The sequence below is a fragment of the Mesorhizobium sp. LSHC420B00 genome, from assembly GCF_000503055.1.
GTDB lineage: Bacteria > Pseudomonadota > Alphaproteobacteria > Rhizobiales > Rhizobiaceae > Mesorhizobium.
The window spans coordinates 1-20,000 of the sequence record NZ_AYVY01000036.1 but is presented as its reverse complement, the minus strand read 5'-3'; the positions used below and the strand labels follow the sequence as shown (position 1 = coordinate 20,000).

The following is a 20,000-nucleotide window of genomic DNA, read 5'->3' as shown; positions in this document are numbered from 1 at the left end:
GGCGAGGACGCCACCGGCATGGCCGAGGCGATCGCCAAATTGTTGAATGCCACCGCCCTCAAAGCCGGAACCGTCTTGCGCGTCGGGCTCGAGGTGCATGGCGACGCCGCCAAGATCGTTCGCACCAGCGTTTACGACAGGACCCAGCACATCGTCACCATCGCGCTCGACGACCGCGACCAATACGTGCCGGCGCAGGAGCCGGAGCCAAATCCCGAATTGCTGACGGCGTTCGACGATTCGCCTGCGCCCGTGGTGCGCGGCAATCTACCGAACGTCTATGACGGCATCTATCGCACCGCCTATTCCTACGGCATGTCCAAGGCGATGACGCAGCGGCTGATCAAGTTGCTGGCATCCGGTGTCGATTTCCAGTCGCGCCTCAGTCCCACGGATCGCATCGAGGTGCTGTTCTCGCAGCCCGATGGCGACGACCAGGCGTCCGACGAATCCGAGCTGCTTTACGTCTCCGCGACTTTCGGCGGCACGACGCGAAATTTCTACCGTTTCCAGATGCAGGACGGCAGCACCGACTATTTCGACGAAAACGGCAGCAGCGCCCAGCAGTTTCTGCTTCGCAATCCCTTGCCCAATGGCAGGTTTACGTCGGGGTTCGGTGCCAGGCGCCACCCCATTTTGGGGTATGTGAAAATGCATACCGGCACCGACTGGGCAGCTCCGGTGGGCTCGCCGATTATTGCCGCGGGCAACGGCGTCGTCGAAAAGGCCGGCTGGGCTGGCGGCTATGGCAAGCAGATCATCCTGCGGCACGCCAATGGTTACGAGACGTCCTACAATCACCAGAGCGCCTTTGCCAAGGGCATCGAGCCGGGTGTTCGCGTCCGCCAGGGTCAGGTTATCGGCTATCTCGGCTCAACCGGCCTCTCCACCGGTCCGCATCTTCATTACGAACTGATCGTCAACGGCACCAAGGTCGATTCGATGCGCGTCCGCCTGCCGGTCGGCAAGACGCTGAAGGGCGACGACCTCGTCGCCTTCAAGCGCGAGCGCGAACGCATCGACGACCTGCTCAAGCAGGAAGACAGCAATCAGCTGAAGGTAGCGAGCGCCAAGATCGAAGGCTGAGCCGACGTTTTCGTCGTCAGCCCTGCTGATTCGCCGTGTCGCGCGCCCATGGCAGCCGCTCGCCGGAAACCGTCATCCAGGCGGTGATTGCCGAAAGCAGGCAAAGCAGCGCGGTCACTGCGGCAACGGCCGCGAATGCCGCGTCGCTGGCGGCAAGCCGTGCCGCATCGAGACCGGGCGCCAGGCCGGCGGGCGCCGGTTCGCCGAAACCCGGAATGCCGGCACCGGTGCCGAGCACGGCAGCGTAGACCCAGGCCGCCAGCGATCCCATCGCCGCCACGGCAATCAGGCCGCCGATGCGCGAGACGGCGTTGTTGATGCCCGAGGCCGCACCCGTATCCTTGTCCTCGACCGCCGTCATGATGGCGGTCGAGAGCGGCGACACCACCAGCGCCATGCCGAACCCCATCAGCGCCATCAGCGGGAACACCCCCAACCAGAAATTGTGGATGCCCCAATAGGCCAGCAAGGCAAGCCCGGCAAAGGCAACAGCCACCACCAGACTGCCGCTGGCGATCGGAAAGCGAGGCCCGATGCGGTCGGACCACTGGCCGACCGGCCCGGACAGCAGTGCGATCAATGCCGATAGCGGCAGGAAGATGAAGCCGACCTCGGCCGTGCTCAGCCCCCATCCGGCGATCATCAGCATCGGCAGATAGAACAGATTGGCCGACAGCGCGAAATAAAGGAAGAAGGTCGCCACATTGGCGCCCGCAAACGCCCCAATCCGAAACAGCGATAGGTCGATCATCGGCTCGCGCCGCCGGCGTTCGAAGACTATGAACACGACGAGCAAAACTGCGCCGGCGGCAATACTCGGGCCGGACATCAGCCCCTCCCCGTCACCGCTCATCAAGGTCAGGCCGTAAGCGAGCGCTCCGAACGCCAATATGGCGAGTGCTGCGCCGCCGAGATCGAGGCTGCGCTTTTCCGCCGGCGCGTCGGCGGGAACCTTGGCCAGCAGAAGATAGATCGAGATAAGACCGAGCGGCAGGTTGATGGCGAAGATCGCCCGCCAGATGCCGTCGCCGAAGGCCGACAGCACGAAGCCGCCCAGCACCGGACCGAGCGCCATCGTCAGCGCTGATGCCGCCGCCCAGATGCCGATCGCCCGGCCGCGTTCCTTTTTCGGATAGGCTTTGGCGATAAGGGCCAGGCTGCCCGGCACCATGACGGCCGCTCCAACACCCTGGATAGCCCGAAACGCAATAAGCACCGCCGGGTTAGGCGCCAACGCGCAGGCAAGCGAGGCGGCGATGAACAGGACGATGCCGGCGACGAAGGAGTGGCGCAGGCCGAAGCGATCGCCAGCGGCGCCGCCGACGAGAATGAGGGCTGAAAGCGTCAATGCATAGGCATTGGAAATCCATTGCGCCTCGGCGAGGCTGGCGCCGAGGTCGACGCGGATCGCCGGCGTCGCAATAGCCAGGACCGATCCGTCGATAAAGCCGAGTGCGGAAGCCAGGATCGCCGCGATCAGCACGAACCGCCGCTGCGCCTGCGGGCAAAACGTATCGGACGGAAGTGAGCCGGTCAGGGGAACGGCGCCGGTACCGACTTTGGTTGGCGTGTGCATGCTGCCTTACCTAGACCGCCGGGGGGCCAGCGACAACCGGCCAGCAGGCTGTTCTCGTTGAAACCAGCCCGAACCTGGCCATGCAGGCAGGACCACGCCAGTGCGGGTGCAAACGGCCGATGCCGTGCTAAGCTTCTTGCAGCGCGACTGGCAAGGGGGAAAATACCCGCATGAAACGACCGCTCGAACCCTCGGCGGAAGGACGTGGGCGCGTCGTCGGCATCACCGACGGCGTGTTCGCCATCGCGCTCACCCTGATCGTTCTCGAGATCAGGGTGCCAGCGCATGAAACGGTGCATTCCGAAAACGAGTTGATCGCCGCGGTCGCAGCACTGGCGCCGCGTTTTCTGACCTATGCGCTCAGCTTCCTGACGCTGACCATCTTCTGGTTCGGCCAGCAGGCGCAGCCCGGGCTGATCGCGAAGTCCGACAGGCGGCTTGCGACGCTGAACCTTTGTTTTTCGGTTTCATCGCCTTGCTGCCGTTCTCGACCGATCTTTTGGCCGACTTCCTCGAATTCAGAACCGCCGTGCTCGTCTACTGGCTCAATCTTTTGATGCTCGGGCTGACGCTGCTCGCCAGTTGGCGCTATGCGGACAAAAACGGCCTCCTGGCGGAAGGCGTCGATGCGGAGACCACCCGAACGGTCTATCTGCGCATCGTCAAGGCGCAGATCCTGTGGGCGATCGGCGCTGCACTCTGCCTCGTCAGCCCGCTGCTCAGCGTCGGCTTCATGTTGGTGGTGCAGCTGATCTATGCGGCGGCGCCACGCGCGCGACTGCTGCGCAAGATCATCGGGTGAGTGGAGCGAAAACGCTCAACTCAGTCGACGAACTCCACCGTCACGCCGGGCGACACGATCTTGGCCAGCTCGCGCGCGTCCCAATTGGTCAGCCGCACGCAGCCATGGCTTTCGGTCTTGCCGATCTTGGACGGATCCGGGGTGCCGTGAATGCCGTAGGTCGGCTTGTCCAGCGCAATCCAGACCGAGCCGACCGGGCCGTTCGGCCCCGGCGGGATGGTCAGGATCCGGTCGTTTTCGCCCTGCTTGAAATTGATGTTCGGATTGTAGGTGTAATTCGGGTCCAATGCGACACGCGACACCGTATGCGTGCCGGACGGCGACGGCGTGTCCGACGAGCCGATGGTCGCCGGATAGGCCGCGACCAGCTTGCCCGCCGCATCATAAGCGCGGACCTGCTTGTTGGCCTTGTCGGCGATGATGCGCGCCACCGGCGTCGCCACCAGCCTGCCGAAATTGGCGACCTTGATGATGGTGCCGGGGCGGCTGAAATTGGCGTCCGGATTGAGCGACTTTAGATAGTTTTCATCCATATGGAAGCGCTCGGCCAGCGCCTCGGGCACCGACGTGTAGCCCATGCGGTCGAGCTGGGCCTTTTGGCTGTAGTCCTCCGGTATCGAGGCGACATAGGGGCCGGCCGCATCCTCGGGCGTGATCGTATAGGAGGCGAAGGCATCGCCACCGGATTGCGCCAGGGCGGCCTGGATGCCGATCGCGTCGGTCGATTTCAGATTGCTGCCGGTGATCTCGTTATAGGCGGCAAGCGCCTTGTCGACATTCGAGCCGAAGCGTCCGTCGATGACGCCTGGCGAAGAACCGGCACGGTCGAGCAGCACCTGCAGCACCGCCACGTCCTGGCGGGCGCCGAGCGATAACGACGGGCCGACCGCGGTTTTGCCGCCAGTGCTTGGCGGCAAGGCGGTGTTTGGCGGCAAGGCCGCCTGCTCGCCCGGCACTGTCGGTTCGACCGGCTCGATCGAAGCCTCATTGAGCGGCTGGCGCTCAATGGTGCGCGGCTTCACCGGCTGCGCTTCCTCCGGAAAATTGTTGCCATAGCCGCCGTCATCCCGCGGCGCTTCGGGGAAGACTTCTGCCGAATTGTCGCCATAGGGGTCGTACTCGTCAGCCGGCGGCACGATGACCCTGCCTTCGTCTTCCAACTGCCTGCGACGGAACCGCGCCGTGTCCTCCGGATCGTCAAGATAATAGCGGTCGTCTTCGACCGGTCCGAGATTGCGCAGGCGCTCGCGGCGCAAGGCACGGCGATCGAGCCTGGTCTGCGGCGGCTGGATGGCGATAACCTTGCCGGTCTCCGCATCGACGATGACGCGGTTTCCCCTGGCGTCGTAATAGATGTCGAGATTGCCGTTCTGGGCGACAAGAATGCCGCCGTCATCGGCAGCACGACCCACCCGTGGCGCAGTATCCACTATCGGCGATGCCATCGTATTCGAAGCCAGCAGCCCGGCAGCAAGCGCTGAAAGGGTAAAGATGGTGCGCAACATGGTGGCCAAAATTCTCCGGTCCGTAATTGCCGCCGCCGGCATTGTCTCTCAAGAGCGCCGCGCGTCCTTTTGGGCTTAAGGACACTCTAACGCTTTAAATCTCCGCATCGTGCTTTGCGAAAATCAAAACTCGATTTCGGGCCGATGTGGTCGCGAACCCCTTCGCCAGCAAATCACTTGCGTACGATAAGGTTCCAATATGAACCGGGCATGAAGATGGCGGATTTCTGGCAGATCAACCGGCAATGAGTCCCAATTCCTTGCGCGCCTGCTTCGTCAGCTTCAGCGCGACGAGACGGTGGCTTTCGCGCAGATAATCCTTCAGCGCCTCGTCATCCATGCTTTCGCCTGTCTGGCGCTGGATCCATTTCATGCCGCGCGAGGCGAGATAGGGCGCCGGCCGAAGGCCCGGTTGTTCCCTCAGCACGTCATAGGCGATATCGGAGCATTTGAAGGTGACGAACGGCTCCTTGCCTTCACTCCAGCCGCCGATCGCAAACACCTTGCCGCCGACTTTCCAGACATGGGCGCCGCCCCACTGCACGACATGGGTCGTCGAAGGCAGCGAGGCGCAGAAGCTGTTATAATCGTCCAGCGTCATCTGCGCCCCGCCAATGATGTTAGACCATGAGATCATGGTCATAAGAGAAGAGAGGAGCCCATCCGAATCCATCAGGATGGAACAGGCTCTTGCCTTGAAGTCAGGCGGCCGCCTCGGTTGCCACGACCGCCGGCTTCGAGCGGAAGTTCAGCCGGTCGGACCCGGCGGTGACCTTGACGGTCGAGCCGTCGAGGATCTCGCCGAGCAGGATCTTTTCCGCCAGCGGATCCTGCAATTCCTTCTGCATTACCCGCTTCAGCGGCCGCGCGCCATAGGCCGGGTCGTAACCCTTGGCCGCCAGCCAGTCGATCGCCTCCCGATCGAGCGAAAGCGCGATCTTGCGGTCGACAAGCAAGTTTTCCAGCCGCTTGAGCTGGATTTCGACGATGCGGCCCATATCCTGCCGGCGCAGCCGGTGGAACAGGATCACCTCGTCGATGCGGTTGAGGAATTCCGGCCGGAACGAAGCCCTGACCACATTCATCACCTCGTCGCGCACCACGTCGACATCCTGGTCCTCGCCGAGATTGACCAGATATTCGGCGCCGAGGTTGGACGTCATGATGATCAGCGTGTTGCGGAAGTCGACCGTACGGCCCTGCCCGTCGGTCAGCCGGCCGTCGTCGAGCACCTGCAGCAGCACGTTGAACACGTCCGGATGCGCCTTCTCGATCTCGTCGAACAGCACGACCTGATAGGGCCGCCGCCGGATCGCTTCGGTCAGCGCGCCGCCTTCCTCATAGCCGACATAGCCGGGGGGCGCGCCGATCAGCCGGGCGACCGAGTGCTTCTCCATGAACTCCGACATGTCGATGCGCACCATGGCGCTCTCGTCGTCGAACAGGAAGCTGGCCAGTGCCTTGGTCAATTCGGTCTTGCCGACGCCCGTCGGTCCGAGGAACATGAACGAGCCGAGCGGCCGGTTCGGGTCCTGCAGGCCGGCGCGCGCACGGCGCACCGCTTTCGACACCGCCTGCACCGCCTCACCCTGGCCGACGACGCGCTTGCCGACCTCGTCTTCCATGCGCAACAGCTTGTCGCGTTCGCCTTCCAGCATCTTGTCGACCGGGATCCCCGTCCAGCGCGACACGATATGAGCGACGTGATCGGGGCCGACCACTTCCTCGACCATGCCGGCCTTGCCATCCCTGGCTTCAGCCTGCTTCAGCTGCTTTTCGAGTTCCGGGATCTTGCCATAGGCAAGTTCGCCGGCGCGCTGGAATTCGCCCTTGCGCTGCGCAATGGCAAGTTCGTTGCGCGCCTCGTCGAGCTGCTTCTTGAGGTCGGCGGCAAGCCCGAGCTTCTGCTTCTCGGCCTGCCACTTCGAGGTCAGCTCGGTCGATTCCTCCTCGAGGTTCGAGAGTTCCTTCTCAAGCCGGGCGAGCCGGTCCTTCGAGGCATCGTCCTTCTCGACCTTGAGCGCCTCGCGCTCGATCTTGAGCTGCATGATGCGGCGATCGATCTCGTCCAGCGCCTCGGGCTTCGAATCGACCTGCATCCTGAGCCGCGAGGCGGCCTCGTCGACGAGATCGATCGCCTTGTCCGGCAAGAAGCGGTCGGCGATGTAGCGGTTTGACAGCGTAGCGGCCGCGACCAGCGCCGAATCCGAGATGCGCACTTTGTGGTGCTGCTCGTATTTCTCTTTCAGGCCGCGCAGGATCGAGACGGTGTCTTCGACCGTCGGCTCATTGACGAAGACCGGCTGGAAGCGGCGGGCAAGGGCCGCATCCTTCTCGACATGCTTGCGGTATTCGTCGAGCGTGGTGGCGCCGACGCAGTGCAGCTCGCCGCGGGCCAGCGCCGGCTTCAGCAGGTTCGACGCATCCATGGCGCCATCCGCCTTGCCGGCGCCGACCAGGGTGTGCATCTCGTCGATGAACAGGATGATGCCGCCGGCCGCAGACGTGACTTCGGAAAGCACCGCCTTCAGCCGCTCCTCGAACTCGCCGCGGTATTTGGCGCCGGCGATCAGCGACCCCATGTCGAGCGCCATCAGCTGCTTGTCCTTGAGCGATTCCGGCACATCGCCATTGACGATGCGCAGCGCCAGCCCTTCGGCGATCGCCGTCTTGCCGACGCCGGGTTCGCCGATCAGCACCGGGTTGTTCTTGGTGCGGCGCGACAGCACCTGGATGGTGCGGCGAATTTCGTCATCACGGCCGATGACCGGATCGAGCTTGCCCGCGCGGGCGTCCGCCGTCAGGTCGCGCGCGTATTTCTTCAGCGCGTCGTAGCCCTGCTCGGCGCTCGCCGAATCGGCGGTGCGACCTTTGCGTACGTCGTTGATGACCTGGTTCAGCGCCTGCGGCGTGACACCCGCCTTGGACAGGATGTCGGCGGTCTTGGCCGACTTTTCCATGGCAAGCGCCTGCAAAAGCCGTTCGACGGTAACGAAGCTGTCACCGGCCTTCTTGGCCAGTTCCTCGGCGGTCGAGAACACCTTTGCCAGCGGCTGCGCCAAATAGAGCTGGCCATTGCCGCCCTCGACCTTGGGCATTGCCTCCAGTGCCGTTTCGACGCCGAGCTTGACGTCACGGACATTGCCGCCGGCGCGCTCGATCAGCGACGCAGCCAGGCCCTCGTCGTCGTCGACAAGGACCTTAAGAATATGCTCGGGGGTGAATTGCTGGTGGCTGCGGGAAAGCGCCATGGTTTGCGCGGACTGGATAAAGCCACGCACGCGCTCGGAATATTTTTCAAGATTCATGCCTGTCTCCTTCCGTCACCGGCCCGCTTCGCGGCACCGGATCGGATTGCGGTGACGGACCCGCCCGTTCGAGCCGGATCCTGTTCACGCAAGATATGGGACGCAAACCACGGACCCTCAAGACGCCTCGACACTGGCGAACGCATAATATTCCGAGCGCGCAAAACAAAAACGGCGGAGATTTCTCTCCGCCGTCCAGGGTAAAGGATGCGCTAAGATCGCCTGAACGTTTCTTCGATCAATTCTCGACGTCGGCAATAGTAGGTTGACCGCCGGCGTCTTCAGCCGGCGCCGCATCGACATTGCCAGTTTCGGCACTGTCAGGGCCGGAACTGTCAGGGCCGGCATTGTCGTTGCCGCCATTTGCCTGTTCGACATCGAGGCGCGGACGACGCGGACGCCTGGGGCGGCGGGCCGGGCTGTTTTCGGCCGCGGCTTCGTTGAGCTCGGCCTGGGCGGCGAGACCCGCCGGCGAAAGGTTTTCGAATTGCGGTGCGGGCTCGCTCACAAAGACCGGCTCAGCGGCCGGCACGGGCTCTGCCTGCGCCGGCGTCTCGTCGCGCCGTGGCTGTTCGACGCGCTGACCACCCTGCTGCTCGCCGCGCGCGCCATATTCGCCGCGCTGGCCGTTCTGGCCGTAACCGCCATTGGGGCGACGGTCGCGGTGGCGTCCGCCATTGTTGTCGCGGCCGCCCCGATTGTCGCGGCTGTTTTCCTGGTTCAGAGCCAGCTCGGCCGGCGTGCCATCGATGACCGGCTGCGGGCCGGCACCGTGATTGGCCGAAGCCGAGGCCTCGTTGGCATTGTTGTTGCCGGCATTGTCGAACTCATCGCGATCCTCGTCGCCGTCATCGTCGAAATCATCTCGATTCTGCTGCGCGTTCTGGATCGGCATCTGTGCCTGAGCGGCTGCGATGATGCGGTTATAGTGCTCTGCATGCTGGAGATAGTTTTCCGCCATCACCCGGTCGCCGGAGCTTTGCGCGTCACGGGCAAGGGTTGCGTACTTCTCGGCAATCTGCTGAGCCGATCCGCGGATCTTCACGTCCGGACCGTTGCTCTCATAGTTGCGCGTCAGGGGATTCGGCCCCTTACGGTTGTTGTTGTTATTGTTGTTGCCGCCGCCGCCGCCATTGTTGTTGCGACCGCGCATGCGCCTGTTTTGCTGTTGTGGCCTCATTAGACTCTCTTCACTTTGAAATTTTCGAAAAACTCTTCACGAACGGAGGCGCTCATGCGGCCAGCCGTTTCGTTCCTTCACCGGCGTTCGCCCGCATCAATTGCGTTGGCGCCACGTGCCATCCTGTTCCGGTTACTTCACTTGCCGGACGATTCCCGCACGAAGCTTGGGCGTCGTTTGCGCAAGAAGGCAGCTATTTCCAAGGAAAACCGAATCGCTAAGAGCACTGCCTGCTTCGTCTCATCCGGTTAAGGCGACCCTAGCCGCATTCCCCGGTATTGCCAAGCGCTTTTTTCGCACTGCATCACGGCTTCCACTGTTCGAACACAAGAACTCTGTCGTTTCCGCCGAGATCACGAAACACCCCGACCGGACAGTACCCGGCCGCGGAGAATATCCCCGTAACCTGTTGGTGCTGCGTATGGCCGATCTCGACCGCAATCCTGCCTTGGAGTTCCAAATAGGCTGCCGCTCCTGCGGCGATCTTCCTGTAGGGGCTCAGACCGTCCACGCCGCCATCCAGGGCCTGGCGTGGATCGAAACCGCGGACCTCGTCCTGCAGATTTCCAATGTCGTCTGAGGGTATATAGGGAGGGTTTGCGACAATTACATGGTACCGGCCAGAAACTTTTTCAAACCAGTCGGATTTGAGCGCCGTGAACCGACCGGCGAGCCCCAATTCCCCGGCATTACGCATGGCCGTGACCAGCGCCTCTCGCGAAATGTCGACGCCGGTGGCGGTCGCGGCCGGGACAGCGCTGAGCAGCGCCAGCGCGAGGGCACCGGTGCCGGTCCCCAGATCGAGGACGCGGCAGCCGCCTTCGCGTGCCGCCATTGCCTTGACGAAGGGCAGTATAGCCTCGACCAGCGTTTCGGTATCCGGCCGCGGCTCCAGCGTTTGCGGCGAAAGCGACAGGCGCAAGCCGTAGAATTCGCGATAGCCGAGGATGCGGTGCACCGGCTCGCCGGCGATACGCCGCCGCAGTGCGGCATCGATCGCTGCTCTCACGCCCGCATCGACCGTTTGCTCGGGATCGGCGATGGCCTGCGTGCGGGTCGTGCCGGAAAAATGCTCGACGATCAGCCTGGCATCGAGCGCCGGATCCGCGATCCCGGCCGCGGTAAGCCGGTTTCGCGCCTCCCGCAACAGTGAGGCGAGCGTGCCGGGCAGGCCGTCAGCCATCGAGGCCGATATGGGCGAGCAGCTTCGACTGGTGATCGGCGATCAGCGCGTCGATGATCTCGTTAAGCTCACCCATCATCACCCGGTCGAGCTTGTAGAGCGTCAGGTTGATGCGATGATCGGTGACGCGCCCTTGCGGAAAATTATAGGTGCGGATGCGTTCCGAGCGATCGCCCGAGCCGACCTGCGACTTGCGCGATTCGGAGCGTTCCTCGTCCGCCTTGCTGCGCTCGAGATCGTAGAGCCTGGCGCGCAGGATCTGCATGGCCTTCGCCCGGTTCTGGTGCTGCGACTTTTCCGCCTGCACCACCATGATGCCGGTCGGCAGATGGGTGATGCGCACGGCCGAATCGGTGGTGTTGACGTGCTGGCCGCCGGAACCCGAGGCGCGCATCGTGTCGATGCGGATGTCTTCGGCCCTGATGTCGATATCGACCTCTTCCGCTTCCGGCAACACCGCGACCGTCGCCGCCGAGGTATGGATGCGCCCGCCCGCCTCCGTCGTCGGCACGCGCTGCACGCGGTGCACGCCGGATTCGAATTTCAGATGCGCAAAGACGCCCTTGCCCGAAACGGTGGCTATGATTTCCTTGTAGCCGCCGACCTCGCCCTCGCTGGCCGACACCGTCTCGAAACGCCAGCCATGCGCCGCGGCATAGCGCTCGTACATGCGAAATAGGTCGCCGGCGAAAAGTGCCGCCTCGTCACCGCCGGTGCCGGCGCGGATTTCGAGAATGGCGTTCTTTTCGTCGGCGGCATCCCTTGGCAACAGCAGGATTTGGATGTCCTGCTGCAGCGCCTCGATGCGATGCTTGACCCCTGGCAGATCGGCCTCGGCCAAGGCCCGCATCTCGGCGTCGGTGCCCTTGTCGGCGAGCATCGCCTCCAGATCGGCCTGTTCGCGCTCGGCGGCGCGTAGCGCCCTGATCTTTGCCACCATCTCCTGGATGTCGGCATATTCGGAGGCCATCCTGACATAGGCGTCCGCCGCCGGCCCGGCCGACATCTGCGCTTCGAGCATGTCGAAACGCTTGACGACTTGGTCCATACGGTCGCGGGGCAGGTTGATCATGGCGAAGTCTACAACGGTATGGAGCGGTCGTCGGCAAAGGCTTGCAGCAGCGCCCGCATCGGCAGGCCTTGCGCCGGCGCTATCAGATTGTCGTCGAAGAACGCTTCCAGTTCGCTGAGCGGCAGTTCCGTCAGCATCGCCTTGACCGGGCCGATCGAAGCCGGCGACATCGAGATCGAGCGGTAGCCAAGGCCGATCAGCGCCATCGCCGAAATCGGCTTGCCGGCAAGTTCGCCGCACAGGGTCACCGGCGTATGGTTGCGCGCTCCGGCGTCGGCAATTTTCTTCAAAACACGCAGGAACGGCGTCGAGAGCGGGTCGAAGCGGTCGGACAATTGGGTGTTGCCGCGATCCACCGCCATGACGAACTGGAACAGATCGTTCGAGCCGACCGAGACGAAATCGACCGCCTTCATCAACTCGTCGAGCTGGAACAGCAGCGACGGCACCTCCAGCATCGCGCCCACCTTGAGGCTGGTCGGCAAATGATGGGCAAAGCGCGACAAATGCCGCACCTCGCGATCGATGATCTCGCGCGCCTGCACGATCTCGCCGAGTTCCGTCACCATTGGCAGCATCAGCTTCAGTTCGCGCCCGCCGCACGCCTTGAGCAGTGCGCGGATCTGGGTGCGCAGCAGGCCGGGCCGGTCGAGCGTCAGGCGGATGGCGCGCCAGCCGAGCGCCGGGTTCTCCTCCTGGATCGACCCCTTGAAATAGGGCAGCACCTTGTCGCCGCCGATATCGATGGTGCGGAACGTCACCGGCTTGCCGCGCGCCGCCTCGAGCACGTCGCGATAGAGCCGCTCCTGCGCTTCGGCGCGCGGAAAAGTCGAGGCGACCATGAATTGCAGCTCGGTGCGGAACAGGCCGATGCCGGCCGCGCCAGCTTCGGCCAGTTGCGGCAGGTCGACCGCCAGCCCGGCATTCATCAGAAGATCGACCTGGACACCGTCCTTGGTCACCGACGGCTTCTTGCGCAGCTCGCGGTAGACCTCCTGCCGCCGCGCCCTGAAGCGCACTTTCTCGGCATAGGCCGCCTCGAGGTCGGGCTGCGGGCGCAGATGGATCGCGCCTTCCTCGCCGTCGACGATGATGGCATCGCCGTTTTCCGCCATGGAAACGGCGCCCTTCATCTGGCCGGCGACCGGTATGCCCATCGCACGGGCCACGATGACGACATGGCTGGTCGCCGCGCCGTCCTCCAGCACCAGTCCGCGCAGCTTGTCTCTGGGATAGTCAAGCAGCTCGGCAGCACCCATCGAGCGGGCGACGATAATGGCGTCCTTGGGCAGCGAGGCCGCGACGTCCTCCGGTCCGCGCCCCATAAGCTGCCGCAGCAACCGGTTGGCGAGATCGTCGAAATCGCTCATCCGTTCGCGCAGATACGGATCGGTCATGTGCAGCATGCGGGCACGCATGTCGCTCTGCACCTTTTCGACCGCCGCTTCGGCCGTCAGGCCGTTGCGGATCGCCTCCTCCAGCCGGCGTACCCAGCCACGGTCGTTGGCGAACATGCGATAGGCTTCGAGCACCTGGCGATGCTCGCCCTCGAAGGCGACGTCGCGGCGCTCCAGCATGTCGTCGATGGAGAGCCTGAGCGAGCCGAGGGACGCGTCGAGCCGCCTGACCTCCTCCTCGCTGTCCTCGTTGAACAGGTTCGTGACGACAATGCGCGGCTCGTGCAGCACCACATGGCCGAGCCCGACGCCTTCATTGAAGGACAGGCCGGTAAAGCTTACCGGGCGACGCAGATCGAGCTCGAGGCCGGGGCGCGTCAGCCGCTCCAGATCGCCGGTGGCGATCATCTCGGCGATCACCATCGCCGTCGTTTCCAGCGCCTCGACCTCGTCGTCTCGATAATGGCGCATGGTCTTGTTCTGCACGACCAGGACGCCGAGCGTCCGCCCTGCCCTCAGCACCGGCACGCCGAGGAAGGAATTGTAGATTTCTTCCCCGGTCTCCGGCAGGTAGGCGAAGGCAGGATGCTCCTGTGCATTGGAAAGGTTGAGCGGCCGCGCCGAGGCCGCGATCGTGCCGACCAGGCCTTGACCCAGCCTGAGCTGCGCCAGGTGGACGGCGTTCGGGTTCAGGCCTTCGGTGGCGTAGAGCTCGAGCACCGAATCGGCGCGCAGCACATAGAGCGAGCAGACCTCGGCAACCATGTTGGAGGCGATGTCGCGCACGATCCGGTCAAGCCGCTCCTGCGGCTCCAGCGGCTCTTGCATGAGCTCGCGGAGCCGTTTCAGCAAAACGCGCGGGCCACTGGCCGAATCACGCATCGCGGCTTCTTCTCCAATAGCATTTCAGCCGGTGCAGGTTGCCCTGCACAGCGGCACAAACGCAACAACTCAATTAGAGCGCCGTGCGTCCAATTGAACGCATAAAGGCCGCTCCAAGACTTTCGATCTGCTACTGCTTATCCAGACCGTAGACGGAATGCAAAGTGCGAACTGCTAGTTCCGTATAGGGACCGTCGATCAGGATCGAAATCTTGATTTCGGACGTTGTAATGGCGCGGATGTTGATCGACCTGTCGGCCAGCGCCTTGAAGGCGGTGGCGGCGACGCCGGCATGGCTGCGCATGCCGATGCCGATGACCGAGACCTTTGACATGCCGGCTTCCGACTGCACCACATCGTAGCCGATCGTCGCCTTCAGCCGTTCGAGCACGGCAAGCGCCTTGTCGACGTCGCCGGATGGCACGGTGAAGGTCATATCGGTGAACTTGCCGTCCTCGGAAATGTTCTGGACGATCATGTCGACGTTGATGTTGGCCTCGGCGAGCGGCCCGAAAATGCCGGCGGCGACGCCCGGCCGGTCGCCGACGCGGCGCAGCGATATCTGCGCCTCGTCCTTGGCATAGGCAATTCCGGTGACGACCTGCTGTTCCACGATCTCTTCCTCGTCGCAAATAAGCGTTCCCGGCGGATTGAGCAAATCCCCCATTCCGGGTGCATCGGGATCGTCGAAGGACGACCGCACAAAGGTACGCACCCTGTGCACCATGGCAAGCTCGACCGAGCGCACCTGCAGGACCTTGGCGCCCAGCGAGGCCATTTCGAGCATTTCCTCGAAGGAAATCTTGGCCAGCCGCCGCGCCTTCGGCTCGATGCGCGGATCGGTCGTGTAGACCCCGTCGANTAGATGTCGCAGCGGTCGGCCTTGACCGCCGCCGCGATGGCGACAGCGCTGGTATCGGAACCGCCGCGGCCGAGCGTTGCGATCCGGTTGTCCGGCCCGATGCCCTGGAAACCGGCCACCACCGCCACCTGGCCTTCGCCGAAGCGCTTGATCAGGAACGCGCCGTCAATATCGAGAATGCGCGCCGCGCCATGCGCGTTGTCGGTCTTGATCGGGATCTGCCAGCCTTGCCAGGAGCGGGCATGCACGCCGATATTCTGCAGCGCGATCGCCAGCAAGCCGGCGGTGACCTGCTCGCCGGCCGCGACGACGGCGTCATATTCGCGCGCATCGTGCATCGGCGAGGCCTCGCGCGTCCAATGCACGAGCTCGTTGGTCTTGCCGGCCATCGCCGAGACCACGACGGCGACCTCATGGCCGGCATCGACCTCGCGTTTGACGTGACGCGCCACATTGCGGATGCGGGCGATGTCGGCGACGGACGTTCCGCCGAATTTCATCACGATGCGCGCCATGGAAGCGAAATGCCTTTGACTGAATGCCGGACCGAGGGCCGAAAAGCGGAAATGCGTCCGACCGGGCCGGACGCTCAATGCGCGGCCTCCTTAGCCAAATGATCGCGGTTTCGCAAGGCATGCCGCCGCTGCCGGCCAGGCGACACACGAGCGCAGTGTCACGCCTGCACTGCTTGTTGGCAAATGCCGCTCGCTTCAGCCCTGCAGTGCCGTGGCTCTCCACAGGCGCGGATAATCGAGGACGAAACCGAGCGGCGAGACCTCCAGCATCTCGTTGTAGCCGAACAGCGGCGCGGCATAGGCGTAGTGTGCTGCATCGACGCGCTGATAGGTCTGTTCCAGGTGCGTCAGCCTCAGGTCGGGAAATGTCAGATAGGCCGCCGGGGCGGGCGTCGCCGTGCCGACATCGAGGGCAAAACGGCGGAGCGCCAAAAGGTTTGTGGCAGGCGTGAAGCCGAGATCGACATCGATGAGACCGTCGGCTTCCGCTTGATGCTCGCCGTTCAGCGTCCATTGGCGCTCGGTAAGCCGGTCGATGCCATAATGCAGCTCTTGCGTGCCGAGGAAGCCGTCGGCACGCGCCGAGCGCGTATGCCAGCCGGTATCGCAGTCCACCTCGTAGGCGATGCTGCACGGCTTGCCGTCCTGGACGAAAAGCGCGTGTCCCCTGAGGTTCCACCCGGAACTCGCTTCCGACAGCAGGCAAGCGTCGTGGCCTTCCTGGTCAAGCCGGCGCCAAAGAATGGAAGCAACCGTTCGCATCGTTGTGCACTCCTTCGATCACCATGTCTCTGCTTCGTCCGCCAGGGCATTGGTGTTTCCTTCCGGGACACCATCAACTGACATGTGCTGACACAATTGCCTCCGGCAAAAGGCGGTGCTGTCAGGCATCACGCGCATCGCGCTGCCGGCGGTGAATTTCGCGCCTTGACATTCGCAGCCTTGCGCCCGACTTCCTAGCGTCCGAGGAGACCACGCCATGCCAGAGCCCCGACGATCGACGATCGATGCCGGAGAGGTGGAACGATTTTCCGCCCTTGCCGCCGAATGGTGGAACCCGAACGGCAAGTTCCGCCCGCTGCATAAGTTCAACCCGATCCGGCTTGCCTATATCCGTGACCAGGTGGCGGCCCGCTTCGGCCGTGATCCGCGTGCGGCACGGCCGTTCGAAGGCCTGCGCTTCCTCGACATAGGCTGCGGCGGCGGGCTTTTGTGCGAGCCGATGGCGCGGCTTGGCGCCGAAGTGGTCGGCGCCGATGCCTCCGCCACCAACATCGAAGTGGCCAAGCTGCATGCGGCGGAAGTCGGCGTGAGCGTTGACTACCGCGCCATGACCGCGGAAGACCTGGCCGATGCCGGCGAAAAATTCGACGTCATCCTCAACATGGAAGTGGTCGAGCATGTCGCCGATGTCGATCTGTTCCTGGCCAAATGCGGCGAGATGGTCAAGCCCGGCGGCATCATGTTCGTCGCCACCATCAACCGCACGCTGAAGGCCCTGGGCCTGGCCATCATCGGCGCCGAATATGTGCTGCGCTGGCTGCCCCGCGGCACCCACCAGTTCGGCAAGCTGGTGCGCCCCGAGGAACTCGAAAAGGCGCTTGCCGGCGCCGGCCTGACCGTCATCGACCGCACCGGGGTCACCTACAGCCCGCTCGCCGACCGCTGGCAGCGGTCGAAGGACATGGATGTCAACTACATGGTGCTGGCGGAGAAGGTATCCGTCTGAAGCTTACGCCTTCTGGCCATATGTCTTCTGGCTTTGCGCCTTGGTGGTGATGAACACGCCGGCGGTGATGATGACCGCACCGGCCCAGGTCAGCAACTGATAGCGCTCGCCGAGGAAGAGCGTCCCGGCAAACAGCCCGACCGCCGCCGCCACATAGCCGATCTGGCTGAGATAGACCGGGCCGCCGACCGCTTGCAGGCGGAAGAAGAAGGCGAACATCGCCGAGGCTGATGCCGCCTGTGCCGCAGCGACCAGCGGCACGCCGCCGAGCGACCCGAATGCATTGCCGCCCAGCAGGATCAGAATGCCGGCAAGCAGCATCAAGGCTGCTGCCAGATGGCTGCCGACGGCAAGCTCGATCGGGCCGGTGTCTTCAGGCCAGTCGACGGTGCGGTAGATGTTGCCGGCGGCGAGGCTGACCGGGATGAGCAGGCCCATCGCCACCCAGAAAAATTCGGCCGGATGGCCCGCTTCCCCGCGCGTCACGGCCACCATGACTGCGCCCACGAAACCGACGACTATGCCGACGATGCCCAGCATGGTCGGGCGCCTGACCCCGAGCAGCATCGAGAACACCAGCGTGACGACCGGCGACAGCGTGAACATGATGCCGCTGTAGCCGGCGCCCAGATGCGGAATGGCTGAAAACATCAGCAGATTGGGGATTGCGTAGGAGACGGCCGCGGTGACAAAGAAATAGCGCAGCCTGTGCGGCGAAAGCCGCATGCGCTGCCCCTTGAGCAGCAATGCGCACAAAAGCACGCCGCCGGCGCCAAGCGAGATGACGAAGGCCCAGACCATGGCGGGGACGCCGGCCGCCGTCGCGATCTTGCCGAACGGCAGCGTCAGGCCGAGCAGTCCACCGGTGACGACCAGAAGGCCAAGCGCCGAGTCCCAGAGAAATTTCATCGCCGTCCCATCGCCTGTTCGCACTTGGCCGATACCACAAGCTGAGGTACGATAAGGTAAAGATTCTTCACGTCAAGATACATAACGGTGAGAGACATGGATCGCGCAGCAAAAGCGATCGAGCAGTGGAAAAAGGAACGGCCGGATCTCGATGTCTCGCCGATGGCCGTGCTCGGACGGTTGAACGAGGCTGCCTCGTTGATCGCGCGGGAGCGGCTGGCGCCGCTGTTTGCAAGTTACGGACTGCAATCCGGAGAATTCGATGTGCTGGCGACGCTGCGTCGTTCCGGGCCGCCATACGCGCTGACGCCGACCGCTCTGTACGAGGCGACGATGGTGACATCAGGCGCGATGACCAACCGCCTCGATCGGCTCGAGAAATCCGGCTTGATCAAGCGCGGGCCACATCCCGACGATCGCCGCGGCATCGTCGTACAACTGACCCGGAAGGGCCTCGCTTTGATCGACGAGGCGGTTGCCGCGCACGTTGCCAACGAGCACGAGATACTTTCCGGCCTGATACGCCCGGAGCAGGTCATGCTGGCACGCCTGCTCGAAAAATTGATCGCGAGCCTAGGCTAACCAAACCGGCCAAAAGGGCCGGCCGAGAAGGTGGAAAACTCAAATCCTGGCCGCGGAGCCTCGTTTGGGCCGGCGGACAGCTCTGATCTTGCCGCTGTTTCCGCCGCCACAGAAAAACTGGTCACCGCCATCGGATTCGAGCCCCGACACGCCTGTTCCTGGCGGCATATCGAGCTTCTCCAGGACCTTTCCCGTTTCAGGATCGATCCGCCGGACATCGCTCTCCTCACCCTCCCAGGTGCCATGCCACAGCTCGCCATCGACCCAGCTGACCCCGGTGACGACGCGGTTGGAAACGATGGTGCGAAGGATTGCCCCTGTCTCGGGATCGACCTGATGGATCTTTCGGCCCCGATGCTGCCCGACCCAGAGCGTTCCTTCGGCCCAGGCGAGCCCGGAATCACCGCCATTGCCGGGCGCCGGGATCGACGCCAGCACCTGGCCATTCTTCGGATCGATCTTGTGGATGCGATCCTCGGCGATCTGATAGAGGTGCTGGCCGTCGAAGGCCGTTCCGGCGTGTGCCGCCACATCGATCGAGCGCACTACTTTGCCGCTCGCCGGATCGAAGGCGTTCAATCTGTCGCCTGACGCAAACCAGACATGCTCACCGTCGAAGGTGACGCCGTCGACGTGGTCGACACCCGGAAAGGGTCCATATTCACGGAGGATTTCGGCTGAGGATCGTTTCATAATACCACCCTAGTAGCCCGGCAACGGGCCGGGGAGTAACAAGATTGTCGGGAAACCCGGTACCGGCGGGGTCATCCAGCGACGCGCCCGCCCGCGGCCGAACGACTGCACCTTGCCTGACTGGGCGAGCTGCTCGAGCGCCCGCTGCACGGTACGCGAACTGGCTCCAAGCGCAATCGCCAAGGCCGAGCTCGACCACGACTCGCCGTCGGCGAGGAAGGCGAGCACCGCGGCATGATCGTCCTCGACGGGCGGCGCCAGCACGACGACCTCGCCGGCGCGGCGTGGCGCCAGGGCAAAGCCCCGCTTCGTCGCGCTCACATCGGCCAAGCTCCGAAGCTCCGCGCGAAGTCGCCCGATTTCCACCCGTAACCGCGCGCGATGTGATTCGTCCGCGTCCTTTCCGCGGAAAGCGCGCGCAATAAGCGTCGATCTTGCCACGTCCCTCGGCCAGGCTTCGGCCAGCGCGCGGGCAACAGCGAACAGCACCGGGCGGGTCGCCAGCGAGATGACGGTGTCTGCGACCCGCACGACATTGCGGCATGCATCCACCACCAGCGCCCCCGACGCCAGGAGCGCTTCGACTTCGTCGAGCAGAAGGGGCCGTTCCTCGCCACGGGCGACAAGGCGTGCCGCCGGCGTCTCCAGCACCAGCGATGCGCTCTCCACCTCTGCGGTCAGCGCGGGGATGCCGGCCGCGCGCGCCGCCCGCGCCGCTA

At 64.0% G+C, this 20,000-nt stretch carries 16 protein-coding genes and 2 pseudogenes (1 of these 18 running past the window's edge); 5 read left to right on the top strand and 13 right to left on the bottom strand.

The features are described from left to right. A protein-coding gene (locus X760_RS69515) for a M23 family metallopeptidase (protein ID WP_023722302.1) crosses the window boundary here: on the top strand, nt 1-1,086 show its 3' portion. Its footprint begins 873 nt before the window's first position; the window shows 1,086 of its 1,959 coding nt (coding positions 874-1,959); the start codon falls outside the window, past its left edge; its stop codon occupies nt 1,084-1,086. A 16-nt stretch (nt 1,087-1,102) separates the two neighbouring features. Here X760_RS69515 and X760_RS69510 read toward each other — a convergent pair whose 3' ends face one another. Beyond that, nucleotides 1,103-2,662, bottom strand: coding sequence for an MFS transporter (locus X760_RS69510; protein ID WP_023722301.1), 1,560 nt, complete (start codon nt 2,660-2,662; stop codon nt 1,103-1,105). Nucleotides 2,663-2,832: 170 nt separating this feature from the next. On the opposite strand from X760_RS69510, the gene X760_RS78420 reads away from it, so the two are divergent. Together X760_RS78420 and X760_RS78415 are read left to right on the top strand one after the other, a co-directional pair. Then, nucleotides 2,833-3,219, top strand: a complete 387-nt coding sequence (locus X760_RS78420) for a TMEM175 family protein (RefSeq protein ID WP_245278743.1) — start codon at nt 2,833-2,835, stop codon at nt 3,217-3,219. Beyond that, a complete protein-coding gene (locus tag X760_RS78415; RefSeq protein ID WP_245278742.1) occupies nt 3,219-3,464 on the top strand; it encodes a hypothetical protein in 246 nt (81 codons plus the stop codon). Before X760_RS78420 ends, X760_RS78415 begins: the two co-directional genes overlap by 1 nt. Before the next feature lie 20 nt (nt 3,465-3,484). Here the strand turns inward: X760_RS78415 and X760_RS69500 are convergent, their stop codons facing one another. The 9 genes and pseudogenes from X760_RS69500 to X760_RS69460 all read right to left on the bottom strand — a co-directional run bounded on the left by X760_RS69500 (nt 3,485) and on the right by X760_RS69460 (nt 16,130). Continuing rightward, the gene (locus X760_RS69500; RefSeq protein ID WP_023722300.1) at nt 3,485-4,969 is read right to left on the bottom strand and encodes a L,D-transpeptidase family protein; all 1,485 of its coding nucleotides are present in this window, start codon (nt 4,967-4,969) and stop codon (nt 3,485-3,487) included. Between the two features lie 235 nt (nt 4,970-5,204). Further along, the gene (locus X760_RS69495) at nt 5,205-5,570 is read right to left on the bottom strand and encodes an MmcQ/YjbR family DNA-binding protein (protein ID WP_023722299.1); all 366 of its coding nucleotides are present in this window, start codon (nt 5,568-5,570) and stop codon (nt 5,205-5,207) included. A 100-nt stretch (nt 5,571-5,670) separates the two neighbouring features. Continuing rightward, nucleotides 5,671-8,277 (bottom strand): ATP-dependent chaperone ClpB, encoded by a 2,607-nt coding sequence (gene clpB, locus X760_RS69490; RefSeq protein ID WP_023722298.1) that lies wholly within the window; start codon nt 8,275-8,277, stop codon nt 5,671-5,673. 238 nt (nt 8,278-8,515) lie between these two features. Then, nucleotides 8,516-9,430: a DUF4167 domain-containing protein gene (locus X760_RS69485; protein WP_245278741.1), complete on the bottom strand. Its 915-nt coding sequence runs from the start codon at nt 9,428-9,430 to the stop codon at nt 8,516-8,518. A gap of 331 nt (nt 9,431-9,761) precedes the next feature. After that, complete coding sequence (gene prmC, locus X760_RS69480; protein WP_023722296.1) at nt 9,762-10,640, bottom strand: peptide chain release factor N(5)-glutamine methyltransferase; 879 nt, start codon at nt 10,638-10,640, stop codon at nt 9,762-9,764. Next, nucleotides 10,633-11,712: a peptide chain release factor 1 gene (gene prfA, locus X760_RS69475; RefSeq protein WP_023722295.1), complete on the bottom strand. Its 1,080-nt coding sequence runs from the start codon at nt 11,710-11,712 to the stop codon at nt 10,633-10,635. Before prfA ends, prmC begins: the two co-directional genes overlap by 8 nt. A gap of 8 nt (nt 11,713-11,720) precedes the next feature. Further along, entirely contained in the window at nt 11,721-13,991 is a 2,271-nt protein-coding gene (ptsP, locus tag X760_RS69470) for a phosphoenolpyruvate--protein phosphotransferase (protein WP_023722294.1), read from the bottom strand. A 130-nt stretch (nt 13,992-14,121) separates the two neighbouring features. Beyond that, nucleotides 14,122-15,368: pseudogene (locus tag X760_RS69465) on the bottom strand (aspartate kinase). Nucleotides 15,369-15,563: 195 nt separating this feature from the next. After that, nucleotides 15,564-16,130 carry a putative glycolipid-binding domain-containing protein gene (locus tag X760_RS69460; RefSeq protein WP_023722293.1) on the bottom strand — a complete coding sequence of 189 codons (567 nt, stop codon included), beginning with the start codon at nt 16,128-16,130 and terminating at the stop codon, nt 15,564-15,566. A gap of 217 nt (nt 16,131-16,347) precedes the next feature. On the opposite strand from X760_RS69460, the gene ubiG reads away from it, so the two are divergent. Next, the gene (gene ubiG, locus X760_RS69455; RefSeq protein ID WP_023722292.1) at nt 16,348-17,097 is read left to right on the top strand and encodes a bifunctional 2-polyprenyl-6-hydroxyphenol methylase/3-demethylubiquinol 3-O-methyltransferase UbiG; all 750 of its coding nucleotides are present in this window, start codon (nt 16,348-16,350) and stop codon (nt 17,095-17,097) included. A gap of 3 nt (nt 17,098-17,100) precedes the next feature. Here ubiG and X760_RS69450 read toward each other — a convergent pair whose 3' ends face one another. After that, nucleotides 17,101-18,006 (bottom strand): DMT family transporter, encoded by a 906-nt coding sequence (locus X760_RS69450; protein ID WP_023722291.1) that lies wholly within the window; start codon nt 18,004-18,006, stop codon nt 17,101-17,103. Between the two features lie 96 nt (nt 18,007-18,102). Here X760_RS69450 and X760_RS69445 point away from each other — a divergent pair, with 96 nt between their 5' ends. Continuing rightward, nucleotides 18,103-18,588: a MarR family transcriptional regulator gene (locus X760_RS69445; RefSeq protein ID WP_023722290.1), complete on the top strand. Its 486-nt coding sequence runs from the start codon at nt 18,103-18,105 to the stop codon at nt 18,586-18,588. A 39-nt stretch (nt 18,589-18,627) separates the two neighbouring features. On the opposite strand, the gene X760_RS69440 is transcribed toward X760_RS69445, so the two are convergent. Together X760_RS69440 and X760_RS69435 are read right to left on the bottom strand one after the other, a co-directional pair. Next, nucleotides 18,628-19,281 (bottom strand): PQQ-binding-like beta-propeller repeat protein, encoded by a 654-nt coding sequence (locus tag X760_RS69440; protein WP_023722289.1) that lies wholly within the window; start codon nt 19,279-19,281, stop codon nt 18,628-18,630. A 9-nt stretch (nt 19,282-19,290) separates the two neighbouring features. Then, nucleotides 19,291-20,000: pseudogene (locus X760_RS69435) on the bottom strand (helix-turn-helix domain-containing protein); the annotation flags it as partial.